Source organism: Photobacterium panuliri (assembly GCF_059920555.1).
This window is the reverse complement of sequence record NZ_CP197193.1, coordinates 439079-462477: the sequence shown is the minus strand read 5'-3', so window position 1 is coordinate 462477 and position 23399 is coordinate 439079. Positions and strand designations below refer to the sequence as shown.

Below are 23399 nucleotides of genomic sequence, written 5' to 3'. Positions count from 1 at the left end.
ATAAAAAAGCCGAGATCACTCTCGGCTTCTTTTCAGTCATACGTTGACACTTGTTATCCGTGCCTAACCGCAAGGGAACGGGCAAGAATCGACAAGGTTGTACCATTGTGGAGAATGGCACTCGCTGCCGGATTCAACCAGCCCAACGCAGCCGCCAGCATAATGCCGCTGTTAATGTATTCAGCAAGCTTGATATTGCTGTTTACCATCGACATCGCAATATTCGCCAGCTGACGAGCTTGCGCGACACCGTATAGTTGATCGCGTAACAGAACAACATCGGCTGCCTGACGGGCAAGTTCTGTACCATTGCACATAGCTACACCCACATCCGCTTTTGTCAATGCCGGGGCATCATTGACCCCATCACCAACAAACATCACCGTCTTGCCTTGCTGCTTCAACGACTCAATGATCTGTGACTTGCTCTCGGGTGTGGCCTCAGCAAAAACCCGATCCAACTTAAGCTCATCACCAAGCATGTTGGCTTTGAAGGCACTATCACCCGATATCATGACCAGTTCAGAGATCCCCGATGCACGAAGTTCAGCCAGCGTTGCCATAACGTCTTCACGTAGGTGATCCCGCAGACCGATCATGCCAATCAGGCGATGGTCATAGGAAATGTAAATCAGATGGCGGCCTTTCTCTTCGTATTCACGAATTTTTTGTTCGGCACACGCAAAATCAACACCCTCATGAGACTCAAGGAAATGACGGCTTCCCATCACCAGACAGTGGCCATCCAATGTGCTGCGCAACCCGTGTGCAATCACATATTCGACCTCACCGTGATCAATATGAGGCAGGGCATTATTGGCTGCCGCAGAAACAACCGCTTGCGACAATGGGTGGCTGCTGTGCTCTTCGACAGACGCCGCAATAGCCAGTACATCCCTTGCCGTATTTTCACTGCAGAAGGTGACCACATCGGTCACTTCCATATCACCATGCGTCAGGGTACCGGTTTTGTCGAATACGCAGGTATCCACTTTAACCAGTTTCTCAATGGCACTACCGCCCTTGAGCAAAATGCCCTGTTGCGCGGCACGGAACATGATTGATTTGAATGTTACGGGGGTGCTGAGTTTCAAGGCACAGGAGTAGTCAACCAAGAAAACAGATGCGACACGATTCACATCTTGGGTCAGAGCAAACACCGCGGCACCGATGCCCAGGGTGATTTTCACCCTGCGTTTTGCCATCTCCTGCGTGACCTGCTGGGTTTCACTCTTCTCACTCAGCGACTCATAGATCAAAGAGGCAATTTTGGCAGTCGTTGCCTCACTACCCACTTTTTCTACGCGAACCTTGATACCGCCATCATGCACTGACGTGCCAGAGTATACGAATGCACCAACTTCACGCCGCACCGGCACACTTTCGCCTGTCAGTGCGGATTGGTTGATCAATGCTGTGCCGCTTTCCACCACACCGTCAATCGGTATCGCATCACCCGGCATCAACGCAATGATATCGCCAACTTGCAGCGTGCTGGAACAAACCTGCTCCTGCCCGCTCTGCGTTACTTTCCACACAACACAGTCTTTTGGTTGCATCAGCTCAGCCAGCAGTTGATCACTACTGCGGCTGGTTTGGTGCTCCATATACTCGCCAAGACTAACCAAGCTCTGGGTCATCATCGCGGTACGGTAATCACCCCGCCACGCCGATAGACCAATCGCAATAGCATCAAGGACTTCAACTGACACCTCTCGCTGACGAAGATCATCCAATCCGGCAAAAAGTGTCGGGGCGATCAGGGTCGCAGTTGACAATGCCGCCCAACGTTGGGGCAGCATTGCAGCAGCCAAGGTGCCAATCACATTCAGGGCTACATCACCACGGGTATAGATATGCTCGCTATCGGCCCGCTCACCGCTTTCGAGATCCATCTCGGCCAAACGTGACTTTATCGCCTTATGGCTTATCACATCGGTATCATACTGGATCACGACAGTACAGGCAGGCTCGTTAACCCGTACTTCTGTTATGCCCTGTATCGCCATCAGGCTTTGCTTAACCCAATCTCCAATACCCGGAAAGTGTTTCAGGCACATGGCCTTGAAACGAATACGCCCGGGAAAATGGTGACGGACTTGTAACTCAATCATTCCTCACCTTTATGCAGGTTACGGTAATATTCAAGCTCAGCCTGGGTATCTTCTAGACGTTCTTTCAGCTCTTCCACCTCACCGCGAACCGTCGACCACGCTTTTTCACCCGTTGTTGCAACACCCTGCTGGAATGTTTTATTGGTCAGCAAATAGGCTACGGCAGCACCGGCTACAGCCCCCATCAAAAAATGTGTTTTGGTATTCTTTTTCTTATACGCCGATTCCTGCACTTGGCCCTGAACCTGAGGGGTTACATGATGAGGCATATGGTATGGGTAACCGTAATATGGATATTTATTATTCATGGTTTGTTTTATCCGTAATATTATCAAGAAGGTACAGGCCAGCAGCACTAGCACTGAGTATGGTGAGCATAGAGAGAATCGGGCGCCCTGCCATTTTATCGGCAACATAAGTGGTCGCCCCACTGACTAATCCGGCTTTTAGAGAATCACGAGCGACACTGGCTACCATTTGGTTGGTATCAATATCGCCCTTCTTGTGTGATTGCCACTGACTGGCCGCAGAAGCCGTTCCCCCCACAATCGCCCCTACCAGCATTGCTCTGCTTGCCGGGTGTAATTGATTGGAAGAATTACTCATCGCTCTTACTCGCCGGTTGGACGCTGAGATAGATCATGACGCATTTCCTCTACGTCAGTCTCATCTTGGTCAAACTCAGGCTGAGTACGATGGCGATCTAGCGACTCTTTAAAGCCTTCCTTGCCGGCACCGTATGTATCGCGGAAAATCTCACCACCTGTAGATACACCCTGCTTTACAGAAGACGCCGTTTGCACAGCCGTCTCTTTCACGGTCTCACCGCCAGACTTGAGCATGCTACCTGCATTGCTCACAAGGCCCATCAAGCCCTTACGAACATTTTCATTGCTCAATACCAACGCCGCCGCCGCACCGACTACTGCACCTTTCCAAAACTCTTTATCGTTCATACCCATTGTTCCTAAAATTTGCTTAAACATACCTGCATCTTCACCCAATGCGCCTTCAAGCATGGCTTGAGCCTGCTCGAACATCGGATCTAATGCGTCATCCGTGTTTGGGGCTTGCTGTGATTGCTCGCCCTGCTGTTGCGGTGTACCCGGAGGCACCATTCCCTGAGCCATCATCGCCATATGAGCCGCCCACATATGCGGATGGACATGAGGAGGCATCCCATGATTCATCGCCGCCGCTGGCTGAGGCGGAATACCACAAGCAGGCATCCCCATCATCGCAGCATGTGCCATCGCTGGGTTACCATGAAAATAAGGATGATGATGTGGAAAGTAATAAGGATGAAGATGCGGCGGGATCATCCCCGGATGCATCTGACCATCCATCTGGCCATAAGGTGGCATACCCTGAGGCGGCATACCCTGTGGAGGGATGCCTTGCTCCTGAGCAAACTGGCTTGCCCACTCACTCGGGTTGCCATATGGCCACTCCATATCTTTTTCGTTTTGTTTGTCGCTCATTACAACACTCCATTTGCATCGATACAGCGCCCAAGCACCATACAGGCCTGCTCAGCGTCGCTGTCCGAATCCGAAAACAGTGCTTCGATTACCGCAGGATTGATCATCGCCGCGTCGTACTCGATAACAATACTGCCGGTCGCACTATTTAGCTTGTAGTTTTTCAATGCTGGGATGTCAGCTAAATATTGTTCAATATCCTGCTTATTGAAGCTGGCAAGGTGGGCAATTATTCCTAATTTGTATTTAAGTCTGACCCTTCCTGGAATATGGTGGGCAATCCCTACCATACGGCGCAACTTCATTGCGGTATCTATATGTTTTTTCATCATTTTATCTTTTTATTGTGAGCCGAAACCCTATCACAAGATCAAAAAGGTGACATTAGTAATCGAGTTTTCTTTGCGCTGTATCAAGATGAATGCTAAAGTCGCGAATAGTAATAGTTTTCATCTGTATTGGCAATTTCATGAACACTTACATTCATCAAACACACAAACGCTTACGTATTCGCTCTGACTATATTCGCGATCACTATGAAGATGTCGAGCAACTTATTAGCCAGCTGAAAGAAATTGATGCAATTTACGATATCAAGCACAAAAAATACGCAGGATCTGTTGCTATTTCGTTTGATAACACCCAAATTAGCGCTGAAGATATCCTCGAAACCGTAGAAAGCCATCACTGGCTGCGCGAAAATAGCAAACCAACATTTATTGAGAATGCTGTCGCAAAGGGAACCAAAACGTTTGCAAGAGGAATGGCTGTAATGGCATTGAAACGACTTGCTGGCCCATCGGTCAGCCGATTGTTACTCAGCTTATAGACCATAAATTGCCAATCATTCAGAGACACAACAAGCCGGATAAACCGGCTTGTTCATGCTGCTTTTAATCCAAATTTCTTCACTGCACATTTACACAGCCCGCCAGATAAAGCCGGACAACGTTTGCACGCTGGCGATTTAAGTGGCAACTTAGCTAGTGCTAACGATTGCTGCGTGATACGACTGATCGTCGGTGCTGCCGGTTGGGAATCGCTTCTGTGAGCATGTGGGGAGGTGGTTATTGATGATAAAGATAAACCCGAGCCAGAATAACCATCATTGAACCATGAAAATAAAGGGCTCAACGGCGTGGCGAGTTCTGATGCCACACTACGAAGTGTATCTTGAGAGATCTGCTTTACTTCACCTCTCAGCTCTTCGCCTAACCAGCTATTTGCAGGGGCTTTCTTTTTGAGACCCGCCAAAGCCTGATGACTCACATGGCTTTCTGGCTTCAATTTCTTCTTGAGCTTTTTTAGGGCTTTCTTTGCGTCCACAACCCATCCTCAAATATCAAGTTCAATACAATTGAACCTCATCAACCTAGAACTTTTTGAACTTAGCGCCCAGTAACTTAGAGCCTTATCAATTTAACAAAGCAAGAGAGCAAGGTAAATAAGAATTATTAGCAGATGATACAAGGACGCATTACAGAGAGTGAAATCATCAAGATGGCGACAGAACAAACAACACATAAATAAAAAAGGGAGCACATGTGCTCCCCCTTCAAACAACTATAGTGACAAAATAACGCCGGCAACCGCAGCACTCATCAAATTGGCCAACACCCCTGCGATTATGGCTCGAATGCCCATTTGAGAAATATAGCCCCGACGCTCAGGAACCAAGCTCCCCAGTCCGCCAATCAATATTGCCATTGTTGAAATATTGGCAAATCCACACAACGCAAAAGTAACAATGGCAATGGAATGCTCGCTGAGCTGGCTCTTTACATCCATCAATGAAATGAAAGCAACAAACTCATTCACGACAATCTTATTGCCAAGCAAACCACCAGCAACGATAGCTTCATTCCACGGCACACCAATAACGAACGCGACAGGGGCAAACAGATAGCCCAAAATAAGTTCAAAGCTCAAGGTCAGGCCAACCAAATCACCAAGTTTGCCCAACAGACCATTGAGCATGGCAATCACACTGATGAACGCGAGCAAGGTTGCCCCTACCGTCACAGCAATACGCAGGCCAGAGATTGCACCGTCGGCTAGAGCTTCAATAACATTGGTTGCTCGTGGCAACTCTACCGATGTAATCTCATCGGCATCTAGGCTTGTCTTCGATGGCGGCACCATGATTTTAGCCATCAGCAAACCAGCGGGTGCAGACATAAACGCAGCAGCAATCAGGTAATTCAAATCGACACCCAGCGAGGCATAACCTACCAGGGTTCCCCCGGCGACAGAAGCCAGACCGCACGTCATCACAGCGAAAAACTGGGAGTCACTCATTTTGTTCAGGTAAGGCTTCACCACTAACGGCGCTTCAATCATACCGACAAAAATATTGGCCGTTGCCGATAAAGACTCAGCCCTACCAGTGCCAAGAAAACGCTGCAAACCACCGCCAATCACATTGATGACTTTCGGCATCAGCCCGATATGGTACAAACCCGAAATCAGAGCTGAGAAGAAAATAATGATACCCAGTACATTGATTGCAAAAACAAAACCAACACTACCGGTTGCCAAGTTGCCGAACAAAAAGGCGATTCCTTGCTGGCCGTAATCAATCACACCAGAAACCGCCCCCGAAACCGCATTCAAGGCTTCTTTACCCGCCGGGATGTAGAGCACGAGAAGGGCAAATAGAATTTGCAACGCAAAAGCACCCGCTACCGTTCGGAGGGGAATATTGCGGCGATCTGTCGACAACAATGCTGCCAGCATAAAAATCACAGCAATACCCAATAAAGAAGTCATAACAAAACCTTACTCATAAAATAGAGCAGCGCATTGTATGAATCGGTAACCACACTGCAACCACTCTTTGTTATTGATTTGTTATGCTCAGATACCCAAACAACACCAATACCCTCAAGGTATTGTTTATCAAGCCACTAAATACTTGTTGACTCCAATTATTGCCAAATGGAAAAAATGTTTATGTCACAGCACACAATATGCATAGGCTGTCTGACTGTTTATTCATCACTAAACTGTACCCAAGGGCGCAAGGCTTTATCCCAATATGGCTCATCACCGATATAGGTTTTGAAGAAATTCAGAACTGCAGAGATCTTTCGTGGTAGATGCTGACGAGAAGGATAGACAGCATAAAATGGCATACGCTGACTTGGCTGCCAGTCTGGCAATAATTGAATCAGTTTCCCGTCACGAAACTCATCTCGCAGTAAATAAGATGCCAGATACGCGATTCCCCATCCTGCTATCGCTGCATCCCGAACCGCTTCGGCCAAATCCACCCGATAATTACCTGCCACCTTTATATTCAAAGACTCACCTGCTTTGGTAAACAGCCATTCGCTGTAGTCCCTTTGGCGGCTACGGTAAGTTAAACAATTATGCTGCTGCAAATCCGACGGATGCAGTGGCGCCCTGTGCTCGACCAAATATTTTGGGGATGCCGCCAGCACAAAGCGAACGTCTGCCAAGCGCTGGGCAACAAAACCCTCGGGCAAATGTTCATAATTTGTGATCCACAGATCCAGCCTATCGGCCAACATATCGGCACGGTGATCAAACAGACTCAGCTCAACCTGTAAATCGGGATATTGCCGACGAAGATTTTCAATGGCCGGAATCATATGCAAGCTACCAAACGATTGGGACAGCCCTATCCTTATAACACCCGTGACATCATCACGCTGCTCCGCCATCTTGTCACATCCCCCTTGAACAGCATCAACAACTTGCTTGGCATAGACCGCAAATTGATGCCCGCCTTCGGTGAGAGTCAGCGAGCGCGTAGTACGCTGTACAAGCTTCACACCCAGCGCGGCTTCAAGCTGTCCCAACTGCTTACTGACATGGGATGTGGAGACACCGAGCCGTTTTGCGGCCTCGGTAAAACTGCCCGCCGATAGCAATGTATGAAAAATTACCATTTGGCTGGCTTGCTCGTGAATCATGACTCTCTCGCTCGTTCAATCTCATCCATGAGCGCTACGTTCAAATAAGCCGACCAGTCTATCGTCCTGCTCATAATTGTCACCTCTTGACGCTATTGAACACCAATTATTACCCATGTGTAATATTTATTTGCAATGGAAAGGCATTATCATCTCAGAAGAAATATTTATACTGATAAGCCTAACGAGAACATCAACAACGAGAATTAAAATGGGTTGGATTTTCCTTTTCTTGGGCGTCTTTGCTGAAGCAACTTCACATGTAGCACTTCGCGCCACAAATGGCTTCACTCAATGGCTCCCAAGCTGCATTGTCATCCTTGGTCACCTGGTCGCTTTCCTGTGCCTAGGACAAGCAATGCGTACCCTTCCGGTCGGAATCGTGCATGCCTTATGGGCAGGGATGGCAATCATCAGCGTTGCCGCTATGTCAGCCATTATTTATAAGCAGCAACTCGACCCGAAAGTGTGGTTAGGAATGATCATTATCGCTATCGGTATTGGCGTAATTAATCTCGCCGGTCATACCCATGCCCATTAATTCCGCTTATATATTCCCCAAAATAAAAAAGGTGCATCATGCACCTTTTTTATTAATCAAACGATATATTCGGCAAAAATAATTAACCAGATATTTATTCGTCGTCTTGTGTTTTATCTTTAGAAAACTTCTTTAAAATCGACGAGATAGGTACTATTGGGCCCATCATATTAACACGCAGTGCGTCCGAGCCTGATGCATAATGAAGCTCAGATCCATCCGAGGCTGAATAGTTATATTTATAATTAAACTTTGCTGTTGCCATGTGCAACAAATCAAAGTCTTTCCGGTGACAAGAAATATAGGCACGCCAGTACATTGCATCTAACACTTCGCGAGGATGCTCCGCCCGGATAATAAAGCGCCAACTCCCCTCTTCACCATAAAAGTCGAGAGGAAATACATTTTTTGTTTTTCTTTTGCTAAACAAGGCCAATGCACCTGAAGTTCACTGAGTCTGCTAGATTATGCAAAGATTATCAAATATTGAAAGATATTGAGGCTCAAATCAGAAAATTTTGACATAGTTGTGCACTTTTTGCCCGTAATGTCACAGCTAACCCACATATCTAATCACATCTTTGCTTCATATATTTATTGGCAACACAGAACATACCTCAGTAAGTTCACTGTCTCGATCCACTGGTGCATAAAAAAAGACCGCTCTCGGCGGTCTTTTCTCATAATAACACTGTGACAGACAAACAGTAAGCAGGCGCTGATTAAACTCGGAATGAGCCCACTTGCTGATCAAGATCCTTCGCCAACTCAGCCAACTCACGGCTAGTTTGCTCTAGCTCTTGGCTTGCCTCCAGACCGACCTTCACTGAACGGTCAACGGTATCCATATTCAAGTTGATCTCATTGGCTACGCTTGACTGCTCTTCTGTCGCCGTCGCAACTTGCGTATTCATATCCAAAATAGTCATCACTTGAGCAGAAATCAGCTCCAAGGCCTGCTGGGCTTTTTCTGTCGATTCAGCCCCTTCCGCCGTCAACTGCTTACTGCTATCCATTGCATCCACCGCATTTTGTGCCTCATGCTGAAGCTGATCGATCATCGTCTGGATCTCTTCTGTTGAATGCGCTGTCTTGGTGGCCAGATTACGTACCTCATCGGCAACAACTGCAAAGCCGCGACCCGCCTCACCAGCACGAGCCGCTTCAATAGCCGCATTCAACGCCAGCAAGTTAGTTTGTTCCGATATCCCACGGATAACATCTAAAATCGAACCAATCGACTGGGTTTTCCCTGCCAGCGCTGTAATCACTTCCGCCATCGCATTCATCTGCTCTGCAAGGGCAACAATCTTGCTAGTAGCATGCTGAAGGATCTGACGACCTTCTTGCGTTTCCAAGTTTGCCTGCTCAGCCGATTCAGCTGCACCCGCAGCGTTTTGAGAAATTTCGCTAATTGTTGCAATCATCTCATTCATCGAGGTAACCACCAGTAACGATTGCTCGCTCTGCTCATGACCTCGAGAAAGCGCATGCTGGGATTGATTACGCACTTCTGAGGCAGACTGTCCCAATGCATGGCCAGTATTTACAACTTGCGCGACAATATCGTTAATTTTGCTAATGAAAACATTGAACGCTTTCGAGATATGGGCAATTTCATCGTCACCTTTTACCGGCAAGCGAATAGTCAAATCACCATCACCTTTGGAAATATTCTCAAGGGCCAGCTGCAAACTCACCAATGGTTTGAGCATGCGGCCAAGCAAGAGCATAAGTACACAACCACAAAGGGCAAAAATAGACAAAATAGCGATTAGCTGTGTAAACATGATATCGTTAGCCGCTTTGCTAACTTCGGTAATTGGGATACCGACATCAAATGCACCATATAACTGGCCGCCAACATAGACCGGCACCATAATGTCATACACCCAAACATCCTGCACATCTGCATACCATTTTGAATGCTGCGCCTTACCTCTAGCTGCGCTATCTATGGTATAGCTGTCATTATAAATTTTATTGATTTTCTCTACATCACTGTGCGCTACAGCTTTAATATTTTTATCTATAACAACTGCATAGCTAATATCTGTGCGTGACTTAAGTGAAAGAAGCAATGCTTGTAAGTCATCTATAGGCGCTGATGAACTAGAAAGAATATATTCCACATTCTTTGCGAGTAATTCAGCCTGAGCCGTTGATTTCTTTAAAATAATCTTATCTATCTCTTGATGTGAGATATAAGACGTTGATGAGATACTTGTTATCGCCGCGATTGCAAACATGATGCTAACGACAATTAATATTATTTTTTTCATTTACCCATTCCTTTATATCTCGTGAGCTAATTGTTAACCCTTTGAGACACGACGTCACCTTCGCCAAAATACCGTCCTTGACGCGCCGTAAAATTGGCGATTTGAGTTATTGGTATTTTTATTCCTCACGCAAAATAATACACAAATCACTAGTGTTTACCTAAAGAGATGTTCCAAATAGTGAGGTTAGATAGTTTATTTTTATCTCAAATCAAATTGCGAATAATAAACAAACAATAAAGGATCAAAAGTTAAACAAAATACTAGCAGATAGTTGTTTTGCGAGCATTTTTCATCACGCAAAATAACCACCTCTAAAATAACTCAATCTTAAAAATCAATACAATTGTGAACAGCTAGCCAGACAAAACGACATGTTCAATCCAGAGATTTTCTGAAACGTTTGGCTGCCACTAGCAGACCAATCAACGTAAAGCCCGCTAGCCAAAGCGTATCTCTCCACAAATCGATAACATCTGCTCCCCGAAGCACAATACCTCGGATCACCCGCATGAAATGCGTCGCAGGCAAGACCTCAGCAATCCATTGTGCAACTACTGGCATCGCTTCATAGGGAAACATAAAGCCCGACAACAATATTGACGGTAATAAAATAAATACTGTCATTTGCATCGCCTGCAATTGTGTCGTGGCAATGGTGGAAATAACCAACCCTAAAGTCAGGCTGGCAGAAATAAATAACAAGGTACCTAGAAGGATCTGACTTATTGCTCCATTTATTGGTACATTAAATATCCAATAACCCAACCCAAGGATAATCACAACCTGAATTAAACCGACAAAAATATAAGGAACGATTTTTGCCACCATGAGTTCCATTGAATGAATAGGCGTAGTAATTAACAGTTCTAGGTTGCCTCGCTCACGCTCTCTCACTATCGCTGCACTAGTGAACAATATCATCGTCATGGTAAGAATAACGCCAAGTAAGCCGGGGATAATATTGATCGCCGAACGCTGGGTCGGATTATAGTAAAGCACCACCTCGAAGGTTTTTTTCACCACAGGTCGTACTTCAAAATCCAAGTCGGTCAGTGGCATAAATTGTAGCCCCAGAATGGCTGCACTGATCATGGTATCCGAACCGTCGACAATCCACTGCCCCAAAACTCTCCCTTGCATGGCCCGCTGGGTCAAATCACTTGGAAGGATCAATGCCGCCCTGACATCTCCTTCCGCTATTGCCTGCTCCGCTTCCTGTGGGGTACTGAACTGGTGTTTGACATTAACGACCTGTGTCACTCTCACCGATTCAGTAACAATTCGACCAGCAGCACTACCACTTTGATCAACAACAGCAATCGGGATATTTCGCACATCGGTATTAATAGCAAACCCAAATAGCAACAACTGAATCAAAGGGATCATAACGACCATACCAAAAGTAATTCGATCTCGAGACAATTGGCGAATCTCCTTCACCATAATTGCCTTCATTCGATAAAAACTCTTCATTGCCGTCCCTTTCCTGTTACCGAAACAAAAACATCCTCCAAACTCGGTCGTGCGATATTCATTTCACAATCAATCAGTTGCGGGAATTTATCCCTCAGCCATACCATCGGCTGCTGAACGTCTTGATTAACCAATACCCGTAAGCGAATACCAAGTTGAGCTGCGGATCTGATCTCTGGTAGCAACAGTAACTTATCTTTTAACTCACGCAACCGCTCAGCTTTGATCTCGATGACCTGTACCCCCATCTCGTCCATCAACTGTTCCGGCGAACCATCGGCTCGGATCTCTCCTGCTTCCATGATAGCCAGCCGATGACAACGTTCAGCTTCATCCATATAGTGAGTAGTCACCAAAATCGTTGTTCCTTGGGCAGACAAATCAAACAGCTGCTCCCAGAACTCTCGCCTGTTTTCAGGATCGACTGCCGATGTTGGCTCATCAAGGAAAAGCAATTCCGGATTGTGCATTGTTGCCGCCGCCAGCGACAGACGCTGTTTCTGTCCTCCACTCATCCCTGATACCCGCTGATGGCGACGCTTGTCCAAACCATATCTGACAAGCTGCTCATCAACTCTTTTAACCAGCACCGCTTTTTCCATACCGAAGATCTGGCCGATAAATTCAAGGTTCTCACAAACGCTCAAATCGTCGTAAAGTGAGAATTTCTGCGTCATATAACCAATTTTCAAGCGCAGCAGTTCCGATTGCTCGGGAATGGTAAGCCCAAGTACAGAAACCTCCCCTTCAGTAGGACTAAGCAACCCGGTCAACACGCGAATTGTGGTTGATTTCCCACACCCGTTCGGCCCAAGGAAACCGTAAATTGATCCTTTGGGTACATTGAGAGTAATGTTGTTGATCGCGCTAAAATCACCAAATTTTTTAACTACCTTGCTCGCCTGAATCGCGTACTCTGTCATTGGTTACTCCAACAAATCTACCTGTGATGGAATACCTGATGGCAGATTAGCCGCACTTTCGGGCAAATCGACCTCCGCCAAATACATCAACCGCGTCCGCTCGTCCTCGGTAAGTGCATAATAAGGAGTAAACGATGGCTCAGTCGCCACCCAACGCACCGTTCCCTCCATTGCCGTTTCCACCCCATCCACATGCACAGTGACACTCACCCCTGGGGCCATATTCCCCCGGTGCTCAGCCGGTACATAAACACGTGCATACGGGCGAACACCAGCCTGCATAACGGCAACGATACCATTAACGGGAACCCGCTCCCCTAGGTTATAAGGCAAGTTATCCAAAATACCGTCTCGGGTTGCCACAATATCCAGCTCTGCCAGTTTTTGCTCCTGCAACGCCACATCGGCCTTGGCCGCCAGCAATTCTGCTTTTGCCTGTTCAATATCTTCTAGGCGAGCACCGGCGGTCAACTTGTCAAACTTTTCCCTATCGGAGTCAAGCTGCGCTCGCGCTGAATCACGAACAGCCAAGGCCGTGTCTTTTTCTGATTGGCTGATCAGCTTTTTGGCAACTAATTCTGCCTTACGGCGGTAATTTTTCTCAGCCTCTGTAAGCTGTGCTTGCGCTCGGGCAACTTTCGCCTGGGCCGCTGCTATATCTTCGGGCCGTTCACCATTTGTCAATTTCAACAAATGGGCAGCAGCTTTTGCCTCATCAGCCATAGCATGAGCCAAAACCGCTTGCTGATTTTTGCTATCCAGCCTGACCAATAACTCTCCTTGCTCAACAAAACTCCCTTCCTTTACGGGTAATTCACGAATAATTTCGCTCGCCGTCGCAGAATAAGTCACCCTGTCACGTTCAAGAACCCCCAAAGCTTGACTAGGAGACTCATATTTACATCCGCTCACCGTCATTATAAGCACAATTAAAGTAAGGAATTTCACTCGCATTACCCTATCCTTTATTTCATTTCTGCCTTCCCTCTATTTATTACCTTACCATGGCTTACAAAGCATATTTTCATTCCTCTATCACAAATTAAAAAAATAAATGAAGCCGCATAAAAGACATAAGGCAATGATTTTTATAACTTAATAATGAGGCAGGCAAAAAGTGGAAATACAAGCTTAATATTTAAAGTCAATAACAAAATATTGATTTTTGAACAAGGCTAAGACATGTCTTGTTTAAACATTCTCAAAGAAATGAATAATATTAATTGGAAGGGAGCAGTTGTTCTGCCCAAAGAACAGATCACTCAGATATGAAACCTGTTTGGCAGGTAGGAAAAATGGATTTATAATCTTCGGGAAGATAACACAAAAAAATTTACATTATCAGTCTTGCTAATTAACTTTCTCTGCCTATAATGCTGAAAACCGGAGCGTCTGCCAACGCTCCGGTTTTTTTGTGCCTGCTTTCCGGTGATCTAACCGCTATCTGCCAATAGCTGAAAGCCAGAAAGCAACTATTCGATAATTAGGTCGAGAAAAGGAATAACCCAATGCGTATCGAACAAGACTTGAAACTAGGCTTTAAAGATGTACTGTTCCGTCCGAAACGTTCTACCCTTAAAAGTCGCTCTCAAGTTGAATTAACCCGCGAGTTTACATTTAAACACAGTGGCCGTCAATGGTCTGGCGTACCTATTATTGCCGCTAACATGGACTCTGTAGGTAGCTTCCGCATGGCTCAGTCCCTAGCCAAGCATGGTGTAATGACGGCTATCCACAAACATTACACTATCGCTGACTGGGCAGACTTCGTTGCCAACAACGATGCTTCTGTATTGAACAACGCAATGGTTTCTACCGGCACATCTGATGCTGACTTCCAGAAAACCAAAGACATCATGGCGCTTTCTGATGATCTTATCTTCATTTGCATCGACATTGCCAACGGCTACTCCGAACACCTTGTAGAGTATGTACAAAAAGTACGTGCGGCCTTCCCTGACAAGGTTATCAGCGCTGGTAACGTCGTAACGGGTGATATGGTTGAAGAACTGATCCTTGCCGGTGCTGATATTGTAAAAGTGGGTATTGGCCCGGGTTCTGTATGTACTACCCGTGTTAAAACAGGTGTCGGCTACCCTCAACTTTCAGCCATTATTGAGTGTGCTGATGCGGCTCACGGCCTTGGCGGTCGTATTATCGGTGACGGTGGTTGTGCCTGTGCCGGTGACGTATCCAAAGCCTTCGGTGGCGGCGCAGACTTCGTTATGCTAGGCGGTATGCTGGCTGGCCACGAGGAAAGCGGCGGTGAAATCATCGAACAAGACGGCAAGATGTTCATGAAATTCTATGGAATGTCTTCACAAAGCGCGATGGACAAGCACTCTGGCGGTGTTGCCACCTACCGTGCTGCTGAAGGTAAAACCGTGCTATTGCCTTTCCGTGGTTCAGTGGATTTCACCATCCAAGATATCATGGGCGGTGTGCGCTCAACCTGCACCTACGTTGGCGCGGCGCAGCTTAAAGAGCTAACTAAGCGCACGACTTTCATCCGAGTTCAAGAGCAAGAAAACAACGTTTTCGGTAAAGAGTAAACTCGGTATTTCCGAATAATTTGAGGCCGCTTTCGAGCGGCCTTTTTCGTACCTAAAATCAAAAAGTGGCGACAAAGTGGCGACAGCCAAAATTTACAATTTCTCTTTCATCACCCAATGTGCGTACCTGGCTGATTAGCAGGCAGAGTGCCGAACACTCTCAGCATTTTGAACCTATTGAATAGATTGCGTTGATTTATGCAAAAATGCAGAGCGTAGAGTAACTACAAACCATACACCGAACGAATCGCTTCGTGGGCCTTTTCCAACTTTCTCACCGCTGCAGCAATCCTCTGTCTGGTCACTCCTGTCTGGAGCTCTGCTAACTCGAAAGCATAGCCATGAACTATCCGCAGCCTAACGGCCTCCCTCGTCCGTTCTGGTAGATCCCTTTGCGAATACACACCCATCAATACTTCCAACTGCTCAGGCTTAATTGACTGTCTCATAGCTCCCTCTATGTGATGGCTAGACTGCACATAATTTTGATATTTCTCTGCAAGCGATTCAACTGCCCCAAAAACTAAATTTCAGTTTTGGTAAATCTCTAACCAACTGTTTTTATTTGGTTTAACTGCTATTGCGATCATCCCGTGATCTTTCATCTCACCGAAAATTGCCACGTAAAGCACGAACTTTCATTTAAATTCAATAAGTTAAATTAGATTCACCGCTACAGCTGCAGATCATTAAACTGAAAAACAGTGAAATTTAGATCATTGTTTGAAATTCCTGATACACGATTTCAGGGCTGTATTACTCTCCCCTACTTTACCCCTTGGCCCAGTATTCGCGGTGGCTTGGCAGGCATTAGGCTGCGCAGAAAGCGATAGAAAAATGCGAAAATCAAAACTGAAATAATTTGCGATCGCACAGCCCGCAGGAGGGGAGGAGGAGTGCGTTTTACGTCACCCTGCCCTTTGCGTGATGATTACAATTTTATATCTAAGGTCTAGACGTAAAAAAGCGCCCGAGTGGGCGCTTAATTGTTGAAGAACGAAGACTAATGTCATTCGGCAAATCTAGCCTTGTAGAGCAACAGTCTAAACCTTATATTATCGGCAGCTGTTGTTTACAACTGGGGGAATCCATAATCACTTTGATTGCCTTTTTATACGAGTTCTCTTTGAATTGAAGAAAGATATGCAAAATGCTTATATTCATTTGGTATTGATCTACCTACTTTTAGTTCTTTATAAGCAAATCTCAAAGCACATGCACCAAGAGCTGCAACATTTAGCCCCTGAACATAAGGTTGATAATTTTGAGGCAAGTAATCTTTTACCAACGCACCGGCACCAGCGACACTAAACCAAGGATCTGTTGCTACAGCAGTAAGTGAACGCTTAACTCTTTGAAAGCCAGTCTCTTTCATCACCCTATTAAAGTCATTCAAATCACGATGAAGCTTACTTATTGCTCTATTTTTACGCTTTGGAATATCTTGACTCACTACGATTTGTTCAACTATTGAGTCCATAGAGTCTCTTAGAGCCAACAGTTCAGGTAACCTCTTCTGTTTAAAATCAACAACCTCATTAAGCGGAACATCGCCTGTAGGTATCTGAATTGCATTATATAATTCAAACTCTAAACACCCTTGCGTTTTAGCATATGGCTCTGGAATTAACAAAGTATCGGTTGGCTGGGCAATACTCCACTCCTCTTGCTGTTTTTTATTATTTTCTTCATAAGCAGCCATTTGAGTTGTAAGAGGCAATAAACCATTTTGATCACCTCTTAATTCACGAAATAGAATATGTGTCGATTTGGCGTACCCCTCTTGAATTAAAAAATCAATATCAGCCCCACCACCAATGTGAATCATGTTATTGGTTGGATAATCAATTTTATCCCAAAAAAGTAAATAATTTCTTAGGTTAGTAGGTTCGACTCCACCATTCATTTGAAGACCATGACCATTGTTTAAAATGGTATAATTTGGCGTGATTATTATCCCTCTTTCCATCTTCGTCACCATCTCGTATAATAGTTTTTTTGAAACAGAATTCTCGCTTTTACCAGAAGACCTTCCCGAAAATTTCCTTTTTAAAACCCTTTAACGTCAATACGATAAGCGTATAAGTATGCGAATTTATACACTTTTAACCTGTATTAAATAAGAAATTAGTATTAACGAGATCTCGTTAATACTGATATGAAAAATTGACCATATCAATTTCAAAATTAAAAGAACAAAAGCATGATCAGTCTCTTTTTCAGAGTTTATGATCTCCTTTCAAATAATCGGATGCTCCCCTGCCGAACTGCCGCTTGTCACATTAGCCTTGGCGTTCTCGGTGAACTCATCCGCGATCGCATTGGCAATAGCCTCTGCCATGTTGCCGGCCTGGGCAAACTCACCCTCGACTACGAAACCCTTGGCTTGCAGCTCTTTGATGATTTTCTGTTTCAATGATGCTTTGCTTAGTGCCATGTTACTTCCCTGCAAATACGGTTTTTGATACGTCGACATGGGGCTTGCCCGTGAACGGGCAGATGGTTGCACCAGTACACACACCCTTGCCGCCGTTCATCTTGATGGTTCTGGCCTGCTCGACAATGTAGGCCGCTTTGGTCACACGGGTTGATCCTATCTCTTCGATAAGGTTTTCCAGCACCTTAACCCGTTGATTAAGGCATTCGATACGCTCATCCTTATCAGTCTTGCGCTCGAAGTTGCCCGCTTGGTCGACCAACTAGCATACTCCTTTGCGTAGTGATTTTACGTCTAAGTTCCGGACGTAAAAAAGCGCCCGAGTGGGCGCTTAATTGTTGAAGAACGAGGACCAATGTCATTCGGCAAATCTAGCCTTGTAGAGAGACCGAATGTAGAGCAGCAGTTCCAAACCTTATCTTATCGACAACTGTTGGTGACAACCGAGGGAGTCCAAGTAGCCGTTATGTATAATTTTTCACGAAAAACATAACCAACTAGCCATTAGTAAAAATGCTACTACTGCAAGTAAAAATGTTAGATCCAAAAAAAAGTACAGAGGGTAGATAAACTTTAAAAGACTTTTTAGCCAACCATTTTGTAGTTGCAGAAATGCTTTCTCTTCCATAAAACTAGACATGTTAAACCACAGCCCTCTAACACAGTCAACCTCCTTCAAAATTACATAGCGTCCTTGAATCAACTCATTATTTTGCGATTTCAAAACCAACCAAACCACAAAAAACAGGGCAAAAAAGAAAAACGTTGGAATTGTTATCCATCCCAGAGCAGCAAGTAATATTAATGCTACAATATTATCCAATTTACCACCTAACCAAATTATTCATAACAAATGACATAGACTCCCCTTCACCCAGCAGATACTAAGCCGGAGGCCACCATGTCACTTTCAATCTATGGCATTTATTTAGCCAAATCATTCCTTCAGTATCCACGGCGAGGATACCAATGGCAACCCCTTGATCCGCAAAACAATATATCGAGGAAAGGTACTCACATTCTTTGCCAATTTACCGCCTGCCATTGTCGGGATGAAAGACTGCTCAGGTTAATCGATGTATGGCTAGGGGGACGCCTCGTCTAGCCCTGTAAACAGACAAAAAATAGAGGAGCAGTCCCAAACCTTATCGACAGCTGTTGTTGACAACCCGGGGAGTCCATGTAGCGGAAATTAATAGTTGGCTAAAATTGCGAAGCGATGGCCAACTGTTAATTTCCCGTTTAAATGATTTGTTAAATGGCAAGCACTAAACTGCTAAGATAAACATCAATTATTCAAAAAAAGCAGGTAGAATAAAGCGTTTCATCATTATAGGAAGTTGAGATTGCCCTGCGAAGTTTGAGGCTGTTTTAACAACCACTAAGTTTAGCTCTTTAATAATGGCTATCTCTTGCCCACCCCAGTCACTAGCTAAAACTGCTGAATAGTTTTTCTCCCCAATAGAGTAACTATTATGCCACCAAAAATAACCGTAAGTATCGTTATAAGGATTAGTCTCGGGGTTCATTGAGTCTATAACCCACTGCTTATCAATAACCTGCTTGCCTTGCCATATACCTTCATTAAGCATCAACTGGCCAACTTTGAGCATATCTAATGGGCGCATCATTGCACCACCTGCAGTATTGGTTTTGCCATCATTCTGCTTTGACCAAAAACTATTTTTAAAACACAAAGCACTTAATGCACTATCACGAGCATAATCTGCAACAGTCGGCAACTTAGTGGCTGTATCTATAACACCACCAACAACGGAAACATAGCCACCACTATAAGAAAAGTGCTCCCCTGGTTTATTCGTCAAGCTACGTTTTAGTGTAAACGCGACCGAATCATCACTTCCCATTTCTGCCGTACGGGTATTTTTAGGATCTGTATAAGGAACGCTCCACTCATCCCATTCAAGGCCTGCCGACATATTTAAAAAATTGGCTAAAGTTATTTTTGATTTATCTGCCGTTAATATATGAGCATATTGAGGTGAAAATTTAATAATTGGTGTATTCACATCCGTTAATTTACCCTCGGTAATTAAACTGCCGAGTAATAATGAAGTAATGCTTTTACTCACAGATTGAAGTTGGTGTGGGTCATTACGCTCCCAGCCATTAAAATACTCTTCTATTAACAGTTTATTGTCTTTATAAATCAACAAACTATCTTGCCCCCCAACCGTATCTATCTGATTTTATTTGCTTGATTAATTTTTCAATTTTTTCAGGATGCTTGCTGTTTTTAGCTAAAGAATGAAGCTTATATTCCTCAGAGCAACTCTCCTGATCTACGGCAGAAAAATCAGTAAAATTAGGATTGCTATTATATAAAAAGGGAATCGACGGCTCTACATTGATACGATTAAACGGGTGCTGTTGACCATTTATTTCTTCTACATACTTTTGAAAATTAGCCTCTTTAACACCTGAAAATTGACCAGTTAACCCCCACTCTTTAAGAGTAAAACTATGTGCTTCATTAAGATCTAACTCTTCAACTCCCCACACATTACGAGCTATTATTTTGCCATTTCGTTCTAGTACAATAAAATTAATGGTCGAGTCGTTTTCAGATTGAAAAACACCTGTATAGGGATTTTTGTCCGCCTTAGTTTGTGAAAATGCGCTGGGAATCGATAATAAAAACACACTCACTAGTATCATTGATATCTTGGGTACACGCTTAAAATAATGTTTCATATAAATCCTTTTTATGCGACGATTCAAAAGACAGAATATCCATTTAACCGTGTTTTTAAACAGAATTCTCGCTTTCACCAGAATACCTCACGAAAAGCTTCTTTTTAAAACCCTTTAAAGTCAATACAATAGCAGCGAAAGTATACCTATTCACACATACTTTGTCGGTATTAATGAGACCTCATCAATACCGATATGAAAAATGAATATATCAATTGCAAAATTAAACGAACAAAGACATGGCAACTCTCTTTTCAGAGTCCATGCTCTCCTTTCAGATAATCGAATACTCCCCTGCCGAACTGCCACTTGTCACATTGGCCTTGGCGTTCTCGGGGAACTCATCCACGATCGCATTGGCGATGGCCTCGCCATGTTGCCAGCTTAGGCGAACTCGCCATCGACCACGAAGCCCTTGGCTTGCAGCTCTTTGATGATTTTCTGTTTCAATGATGTTTTGCTTAGTGCCATATTACTTACCTGCAACTACGGTTTTTGATACTGCAGGATAGGAAAAATGCGTTTTACGTGGCCCTGCTCTATGCGTGATGATTTTACGCTTTGGTTCTGAGCGTAAAAAAGCGCCCGATTGGGCGCTTGGTTGTTTAAAAACGAATATCAATTCAGCTAGAACTTATTAGCTACCAATGATTAAGCTTCGCTTCTTGTCACTAAAACTCGCACCATAGTATTTACGTTGATTACCGCACATCCAGCATGAACAGACGCAAGGCGTCGATGCACAAATACCTAATCTTCGATTTGAAATATTTACTGAATTACCCCAGAACGTTTTTCTATTGTTCTTAACTCGTTGAATATGGTGTCTGCGCAAAGCTCGTTTTGCAATTTTCATAATTTACTCCCGAATAGGTTTATTCGAGTGACCACTCCTTCGAATGGTCGCCTCTACCTGAATCGAGTATGTTTGAAGTAATCCATTTTTCTCCTAAAACCTGACGAACGACATAGACTCCCCTTCACCCAGCAGATACTCAGCCGGAGGCTGCCATGTCACATTCTATCTGTGGCATTGATGTAGCCAAACATTCCTTTAGTATCCACAGTGAGAATAACAAAAGCAACACCCTGATCTACAAACAATATCTCGAAGAAAGCTACTCACATTCTTTGCCAACTTGCCTCCTGCTATTATCGGGATGGAAGCCGGTTCAAGTTAACCAATGTATGGCTAGAGAACGCCTAGCCTGGCCCAGCATAAAACTACCAACCAGCGGTGAGACCGCAGTAAAAGCCCCCTCAATATATGTCGTAAACGACGATAATCGACAGAGCGAAGCAGACAGCTTTGTTGTTCGATCATATTGGCGGCTGTACCAACAAGGGGAGTTGCTTTACCCCTTGACACCCCAAAGGCTCATACGCGCGTTATGGCATATTAGTTCCATTCTACTCTGGTATCTATGTTTGGATACTCTCGTCTCAAGTCATCAAAACAACTTTTTAAGGATTCGAAACACTCAGGGAGAGTCGACTTCAAATGACTAGAACCGACAAACTCTATGACTTTAGGCAAATCTGAATCGCGTAAACCTGGATCACAAAGGCAATCCCAAAATGCGTCCCAGTTTTTTCCATAAAAATCAGGAAAACCTAAGCAATTAGCCATTAATTCATAAAGTTGACTTTTGCTCTCTATCGTTCTTAAATCAATACGCATAGTCCCTCTATAAACAGAATTCTCGTTTTCACCATAATGCCCAGAACACCTTCCAAAAATTTTCTTTTTTGACCCATTTAAAGTCAATACGATAGGCATGTATATATGCGCATCTGCTTATATTTCACCTGTATTAAATGAGAAATCGGTATCACTAAACCTCATTAACGCCAATCAAATACTCCCCTGCCGAGCTGCCATCGACGACGAAGCCTTGATCCTATCTCTTCGATAATGTTGTTCTGAACCCACTTAGTATGGATTGATATCAAACATACTATAAACCTCCAGTCCCCACACATACAAACACAGAAACCACACCCACATACATACCGCATAAATTCAAATGCTTAAATGTAAGAAGCATCGTAACCAACGACCAATTACCACTATATAACCTGAATGTGACCTTAAAAAATTTTGATATTAAACATTTTGACTTGAAAAGGTTCAATATCAAACTTACTATGACATCAACGAAACAAACAAGGGTGCACATAAATGCTGAAAAAATCACTAATAGCATTATTACTAACACTTCCCTCTCTATGTATGGCGACTGATGCCGCAGAAGAGAACCCAGATCCTAGCGATCTTACTCAAGTGAACAGTTTTGCTATGACAACACTCGATACTAAAGGTGATGGGAAATTTTCAGCAGGGATAGCAGGCCAATATAGCGAAGGAAACACATTTCTTGGTTTAGCCGAATACTCCAAAAAGAACGTTAGTCGTTTACGTTATTTTCAAGTGCTAGACACTGGTATTCACAAAATGGATAAAGCCGGATTTTCAATTGATTACATCAAGGACTGGAGTGCAACACAAACCAGCGATCTAATCGCCATCGGCGGTATTGCCAAAGTCAATACGCCTTGGGAGTCATTCACTATTTACCCTAACGTCGCATATGTTACAGGCAAGACTGGAAATATGGACATCAATGGCTATCAAGCCAACTTGTTTGGTTCGCTATCGCTCAGTGACTGGGGCCAATACATGATTGTCCAACCTCAATGGATGGAAACCAACATTGGTAGCAAGCTAGAGACAAAAATCGGCTACGGGCAGCCAATCTCTGACGATGGAAAATGGTGGGTACAAGTTGATTACACAAACCTAAACCAAAAAGCCAAGGGCAGTAAATCGGTCTCAGACAACAAGGGTGAACTCGGGTTCTTCTACTACTTCTAGCGCAAGGCTTAGTAAAAAATAACCCTTAATAAATTATCAGTTTAAATAATTACTGCTAGTGGCCT

25 protein-coding genes and 1 pseudogene are annotated in these 23399 nt (G+C 44.4%); 4 read left to right on the top strand and 22 right to left on the bottom strand.

Annotated features, from left to right (window positions below):
- Positions 1–53 precede the first annotated feature (53 nt).
- From ACSF8X_RS18255 to ACSF8X_RS18235, 5 genes are read right to left on the bottom strand one after another with little or no spacing between them, the layout of a single operon-like run.
- Entirely contained in the window at positions 54–2114 is a 2061-nt protein-coding gene (locus tag ACSF8X_RS18255; RefSeq protein WP_500851911.1) for a heavy metal translocating P-type ATPase, read from the bottom strand.
- Positions 2111–2422 (bottom strand): YtxH domain-containing protein, encoded by a 312-nt coding sequence (locus ACSF8X_RS18250; RefSeq protein WP_500851910.1) that lies wholly within the window; start codon positions 2420–2422, stop codon positions 2111–2113. The genes ACSF8X_RS18255 and ACSF8X_RS18250 overlap by 4 nt, the downstream gene beginning before the upstream one ends.
- Positions 2415–2720, bottom strand: a complete 306-nt coding sequence (locus ACSF8X_RS18245; protein ID WP_047879306.1) for a magnetosome protein MamC family protein — start codon at positions 2718–2720, stop codon at positions 2415–2417. Before ACSF8X_RS18245 ends, ACSF8X_RS18250 begins: the two co-directional genes overlap by 8 nt.
- 5 nt (positions 2721–2725) lie before the next feature.
- On the bottom strand, positions 2726–3595 hold the full coding sequence (locus tag ACSF8X_RS18240; protein WP_500851909.1) for a YtxH domain-containing protein: 870 nt from the start codon (positions 3593–3595) through the stop codon (positions 2726–2728).
- A complete protein-coding gene (locus ACSF8X_RS18235) occupies positions 3595–3927 on the bottom strand; it encodes an HMA2 domain-containing protein (RefSeq protein ID WP_500851908.1) in 333 nt (110 codons plus the stop codon). The genes ACSF8X_RS18240 and ACSF8X_RS18235 overlap by 1 nt, the downstream gene beginning before the upstream one ends.
- A 137-nt stretch (positions 3928–4064) precedes the next feature.
- Here ACSF8X_RS18235 and ACSF8X_RS18230 point away from each other — a divergent pair, with 137 nt between their 5' ends.
- A complete protein-coding gene (locus tag ACSF8X_RS18230) occupies positions 4065–4424 on the top strand; it encodes an HMA2 domain-containing protein (RefSeq protein ID WP_500851907.1) in 360 nt (119 codons plus the stop codon).
- 53 nt (positions 4425–4477) lie between these two features.
- On the opposite strand, the gene ACSF8X_RS18225 is transcribed toward ACSF8X_RS18230, so the two are convergent.
- The 3 genes from ACSF8X_RS18225 to ACSF8X_RS18215 form a co-directional block, all read right to left on the bottom strand.
- Complete coding sequence (locus ACSF8X_RS18225; protein WP_500851906.1) at positions 4478–4921, bottom strand: hypothetical protein; 444 nt, start codon at positions 4919–4921, stop codon at positions 4478–4480.
- 237 nt (positions 4922–5158) lie between these two features.
- Positions 5159–6364 carry a NupC/NupG family nucleoside CNT transporter gene (locus tag ACSF8X_RS18220; protein ID WP_500851905.1) on the bottom strand — a complete coding sequence of 402 codons (1206 nt, stop codon included), beginning with the start codon at positions 6362–6364 and terminating at the stop codon, positions 5159–5161.
- A gap of 221 nt (positions 6365–6585) precedes the next feature.
- The gene (locus tag ACSF8X_RS18215; protein WP_500851904.1) at positions 6586–7533 is read right to left on the bottom strand and encodes a LysR family transcriptional regulator; all 948 of its coding nucleotides are present in this window, start codon (positions 7531–7533) and stop codon (positions 6586–6588) included.
- Between the two features lie 211 nt (positions 7534–7744).
- Between ACSF8X_RS18215 and ACSF8X_RS18210 the strand changes: the two genes are divergently transcribed.
- Positions 7745–8074, top strand: coding sequence for a DMT family transporter (locus ACSF8X_RS18210; RefSeq protein ID WP_047879301.1), 330 nt, complete (start codon positions 7745–7747; stop codon positions 8072–8074).
- Between the two features lie 94 nt (positions 8075–8168).
- On the opposite strand, the gene ACSF8X_RS18205 is transcribed toward ACSF8X_RS18210, so the two are convergent.
- The 5 genes from ACSF8X_RS18205 to ACSF8X_RS18185 form a co-directional block, all read right to left on the bottom strand.
- Entirely contained in the window at positions 8169–8504 is a 336-nt protein-coding gene (locus ACSF8X_RS18205; RefSeq protein WP_047879300.1) for a hypothetical protein, read from the bottom strand.
- A 292-nt stretch (positions 8505–8796) separates the two neighbouring features.
- Complete coding sequence (locus ACSF8X_RS18200) at positions 8797–10356, bottom strand: methyl-accepting chemotaxis protein (protein WP_500851903.1); 1560 nt, start codon at positions 10354–10356, stop codon at positions 8797–8799.
- Between the two features lie 378 nt (positions 10357–10734).
- Positions 10735–11832: an ABC transporter permease gene (locus ACSF8X_RS18195; RefSeq protein WP_500851902.1), complete on the bottom strand. Its 1098-nt coding sequence runs from the start codon at positions 11830–11832 to the stop codon at positions 10735–10737.
- The gene (locus tag ACSF8X_RS18190) at positions 11829–12755 is read right to left on the bottom strand and encodes an ABC transporter ATP-binding protein (RefSeq protein ID WP_500851901.1); all 927 of its coding nucleotides are present in this window, start codon (positions 12753–12755) and stop codon (positions 11829–11831) included. Before ACSF8X_RS18190 ends, ACSF8X_RS18195 begins: the two co-directional genes overlap by 4 nt.
- 3 nt (positions 12756–12758) lie before the next feature.
- The gene (locus ACSF8X_RS18185; RefSeq protein WP_500852115.1) at positions 12759–13673 is read right to left on the bottom strand and encodes an HlyD family secretion protein; all 915 of its coding nucleotides are present in this window, start codon (positions 13671–13673) and stop codon (positions 12759–12761) included.
- Positions 13674–14263: 590 nt separating this feature from the next.
- On the opposite strand from ACSF8X_RS18185, the gene ACSF8X_RS18180 reads away from it, so the two are divergent.
- Positions 14264–15307, top strand: coding sequence for a GMP reductase (locus tag ACSF8X_RS18180; RefSeq protein ID WP_500851900.1), 1044 nt, complete (start codon positions 14264–14266; stop codon positions 15305–15307).
- A gap of 224 nt (positions 15308–15531) precedes the next feature.
- Here ACSF8X_RS18180 and ACSF8X_RS18175 read toward each other — a convergent pair whose 3' ends face one another.
- The 9 genes and pseudogenes from ACSF8X_RS18175 to ACSF8X_RS18135 form a co-directional block, all read right to left on the bottom strand.
- The gene (locus tag ACSF8X_RS18175) at positions 15532–15756 is read right to left on the bottom strand and encodes a hypothetical protein (RefSeq protein ID WP_500851899.1); all 225 of its coding nucleotides are present in this window, start codon (positions 15754–15756) and stop codon (positions 15532–15534) included.
- A gap of 662 nt (positions 15757–16418) precedes the next feature.
- Complete coding sequence (locus ACSF8X_RS18170) at positions 16419–17276, bottom strand: DUF6236 family protein (protein WP_500851898.1); 858 nt, start codon at positions 17274–17276, stop codon at positions 16419–16421.
- Positions 17277–17546: 270 nt separating this feature from the next.
- Entirely contained in the window at positions 17547–17744 is a 198-nt protein-coding gene (locus ACSF8X_RS18165) for a hypothetical protein (protein WP_500851897.1), read from the bottom strand.
- Position 17745: 1 nt separating this feature from the next.
- Positions 17746–18006 carry a hypothetical protein gene (locus ACSF8X_RS18160; RefSeq protein WP_500851896.1) on the bottom strand — a complete coding sequence of 87 codons (261 nt, stop codon included), beginning with the start codon at positions 18004–18006 and terminating at the stop codon, positions 17746–17748.
- Between the two features lie 216 nt (positions 18007–18222).
- On the bottom strand, positions 18223–18567 hold the full coding sequence (locus ACSF8X_RS18155) for a hypothetical protein (protein WP_500851895.1): 345 nt from the start codon (positions 18565–18567) through the stop codon (positions 18223–18225).
- Between the two features lie 469 nt (positions 18568–19036).
- A complete protein-coding gene (locus ACSF8X_RS18150; protein WP_500851894.1) occupies positions 19037–19921 on the bottom strand; it encodes a serine hydrolase domain-containing protein in 885 nt (294 codons plus the stop codon).
- 1 nt (position 19922) lies between these two features.
- Positions 19923–20459: a hypothetical protein gene (locus tag ACSF8X_RS18145; RefSeq protein ID WP_500851893.1), complete on the bottom strand. Its 537-nt coding sequence runs from the start codon at positions 20457–20459 to the stop codon at positions 19923–19925.
- 274 nt (positions 20460–20733) lie between these two features.
- Positions 20734–20930: pseudogene (locus ACSF8X_RS18140) on the bottom strand (hypothetical protein).
- A gap of 928 nt (positions 20931–21858) precedes the next feature.
- Positions 21859–22239, bottom strand: a complete 381-nt coding sequence (locus tag ACSF8X_RS18135) for a barstar family protein (protein ID WP_500851892.1) — start codon at positions 22237–22239, stop codon at positions 21859–21861.
- Between the two features lie 402 nt (positions 22240–22641).
- On the opposite strand from ACSF8X_RS18135, the gene ACSF8X_RS18130 reads away from it, so the two are divergent.
- Positions 22642–23334, top strand: a complete 693-nt coding sequence (locus ACSF8X_RS18130; protein ID WP_500851891.1) for a hypothetical protein — start codon at positions 22642–22644, stop codon at positions 23332–23334.
- Positions 23335–23399 lie beyond the last annotated feature (65 nt).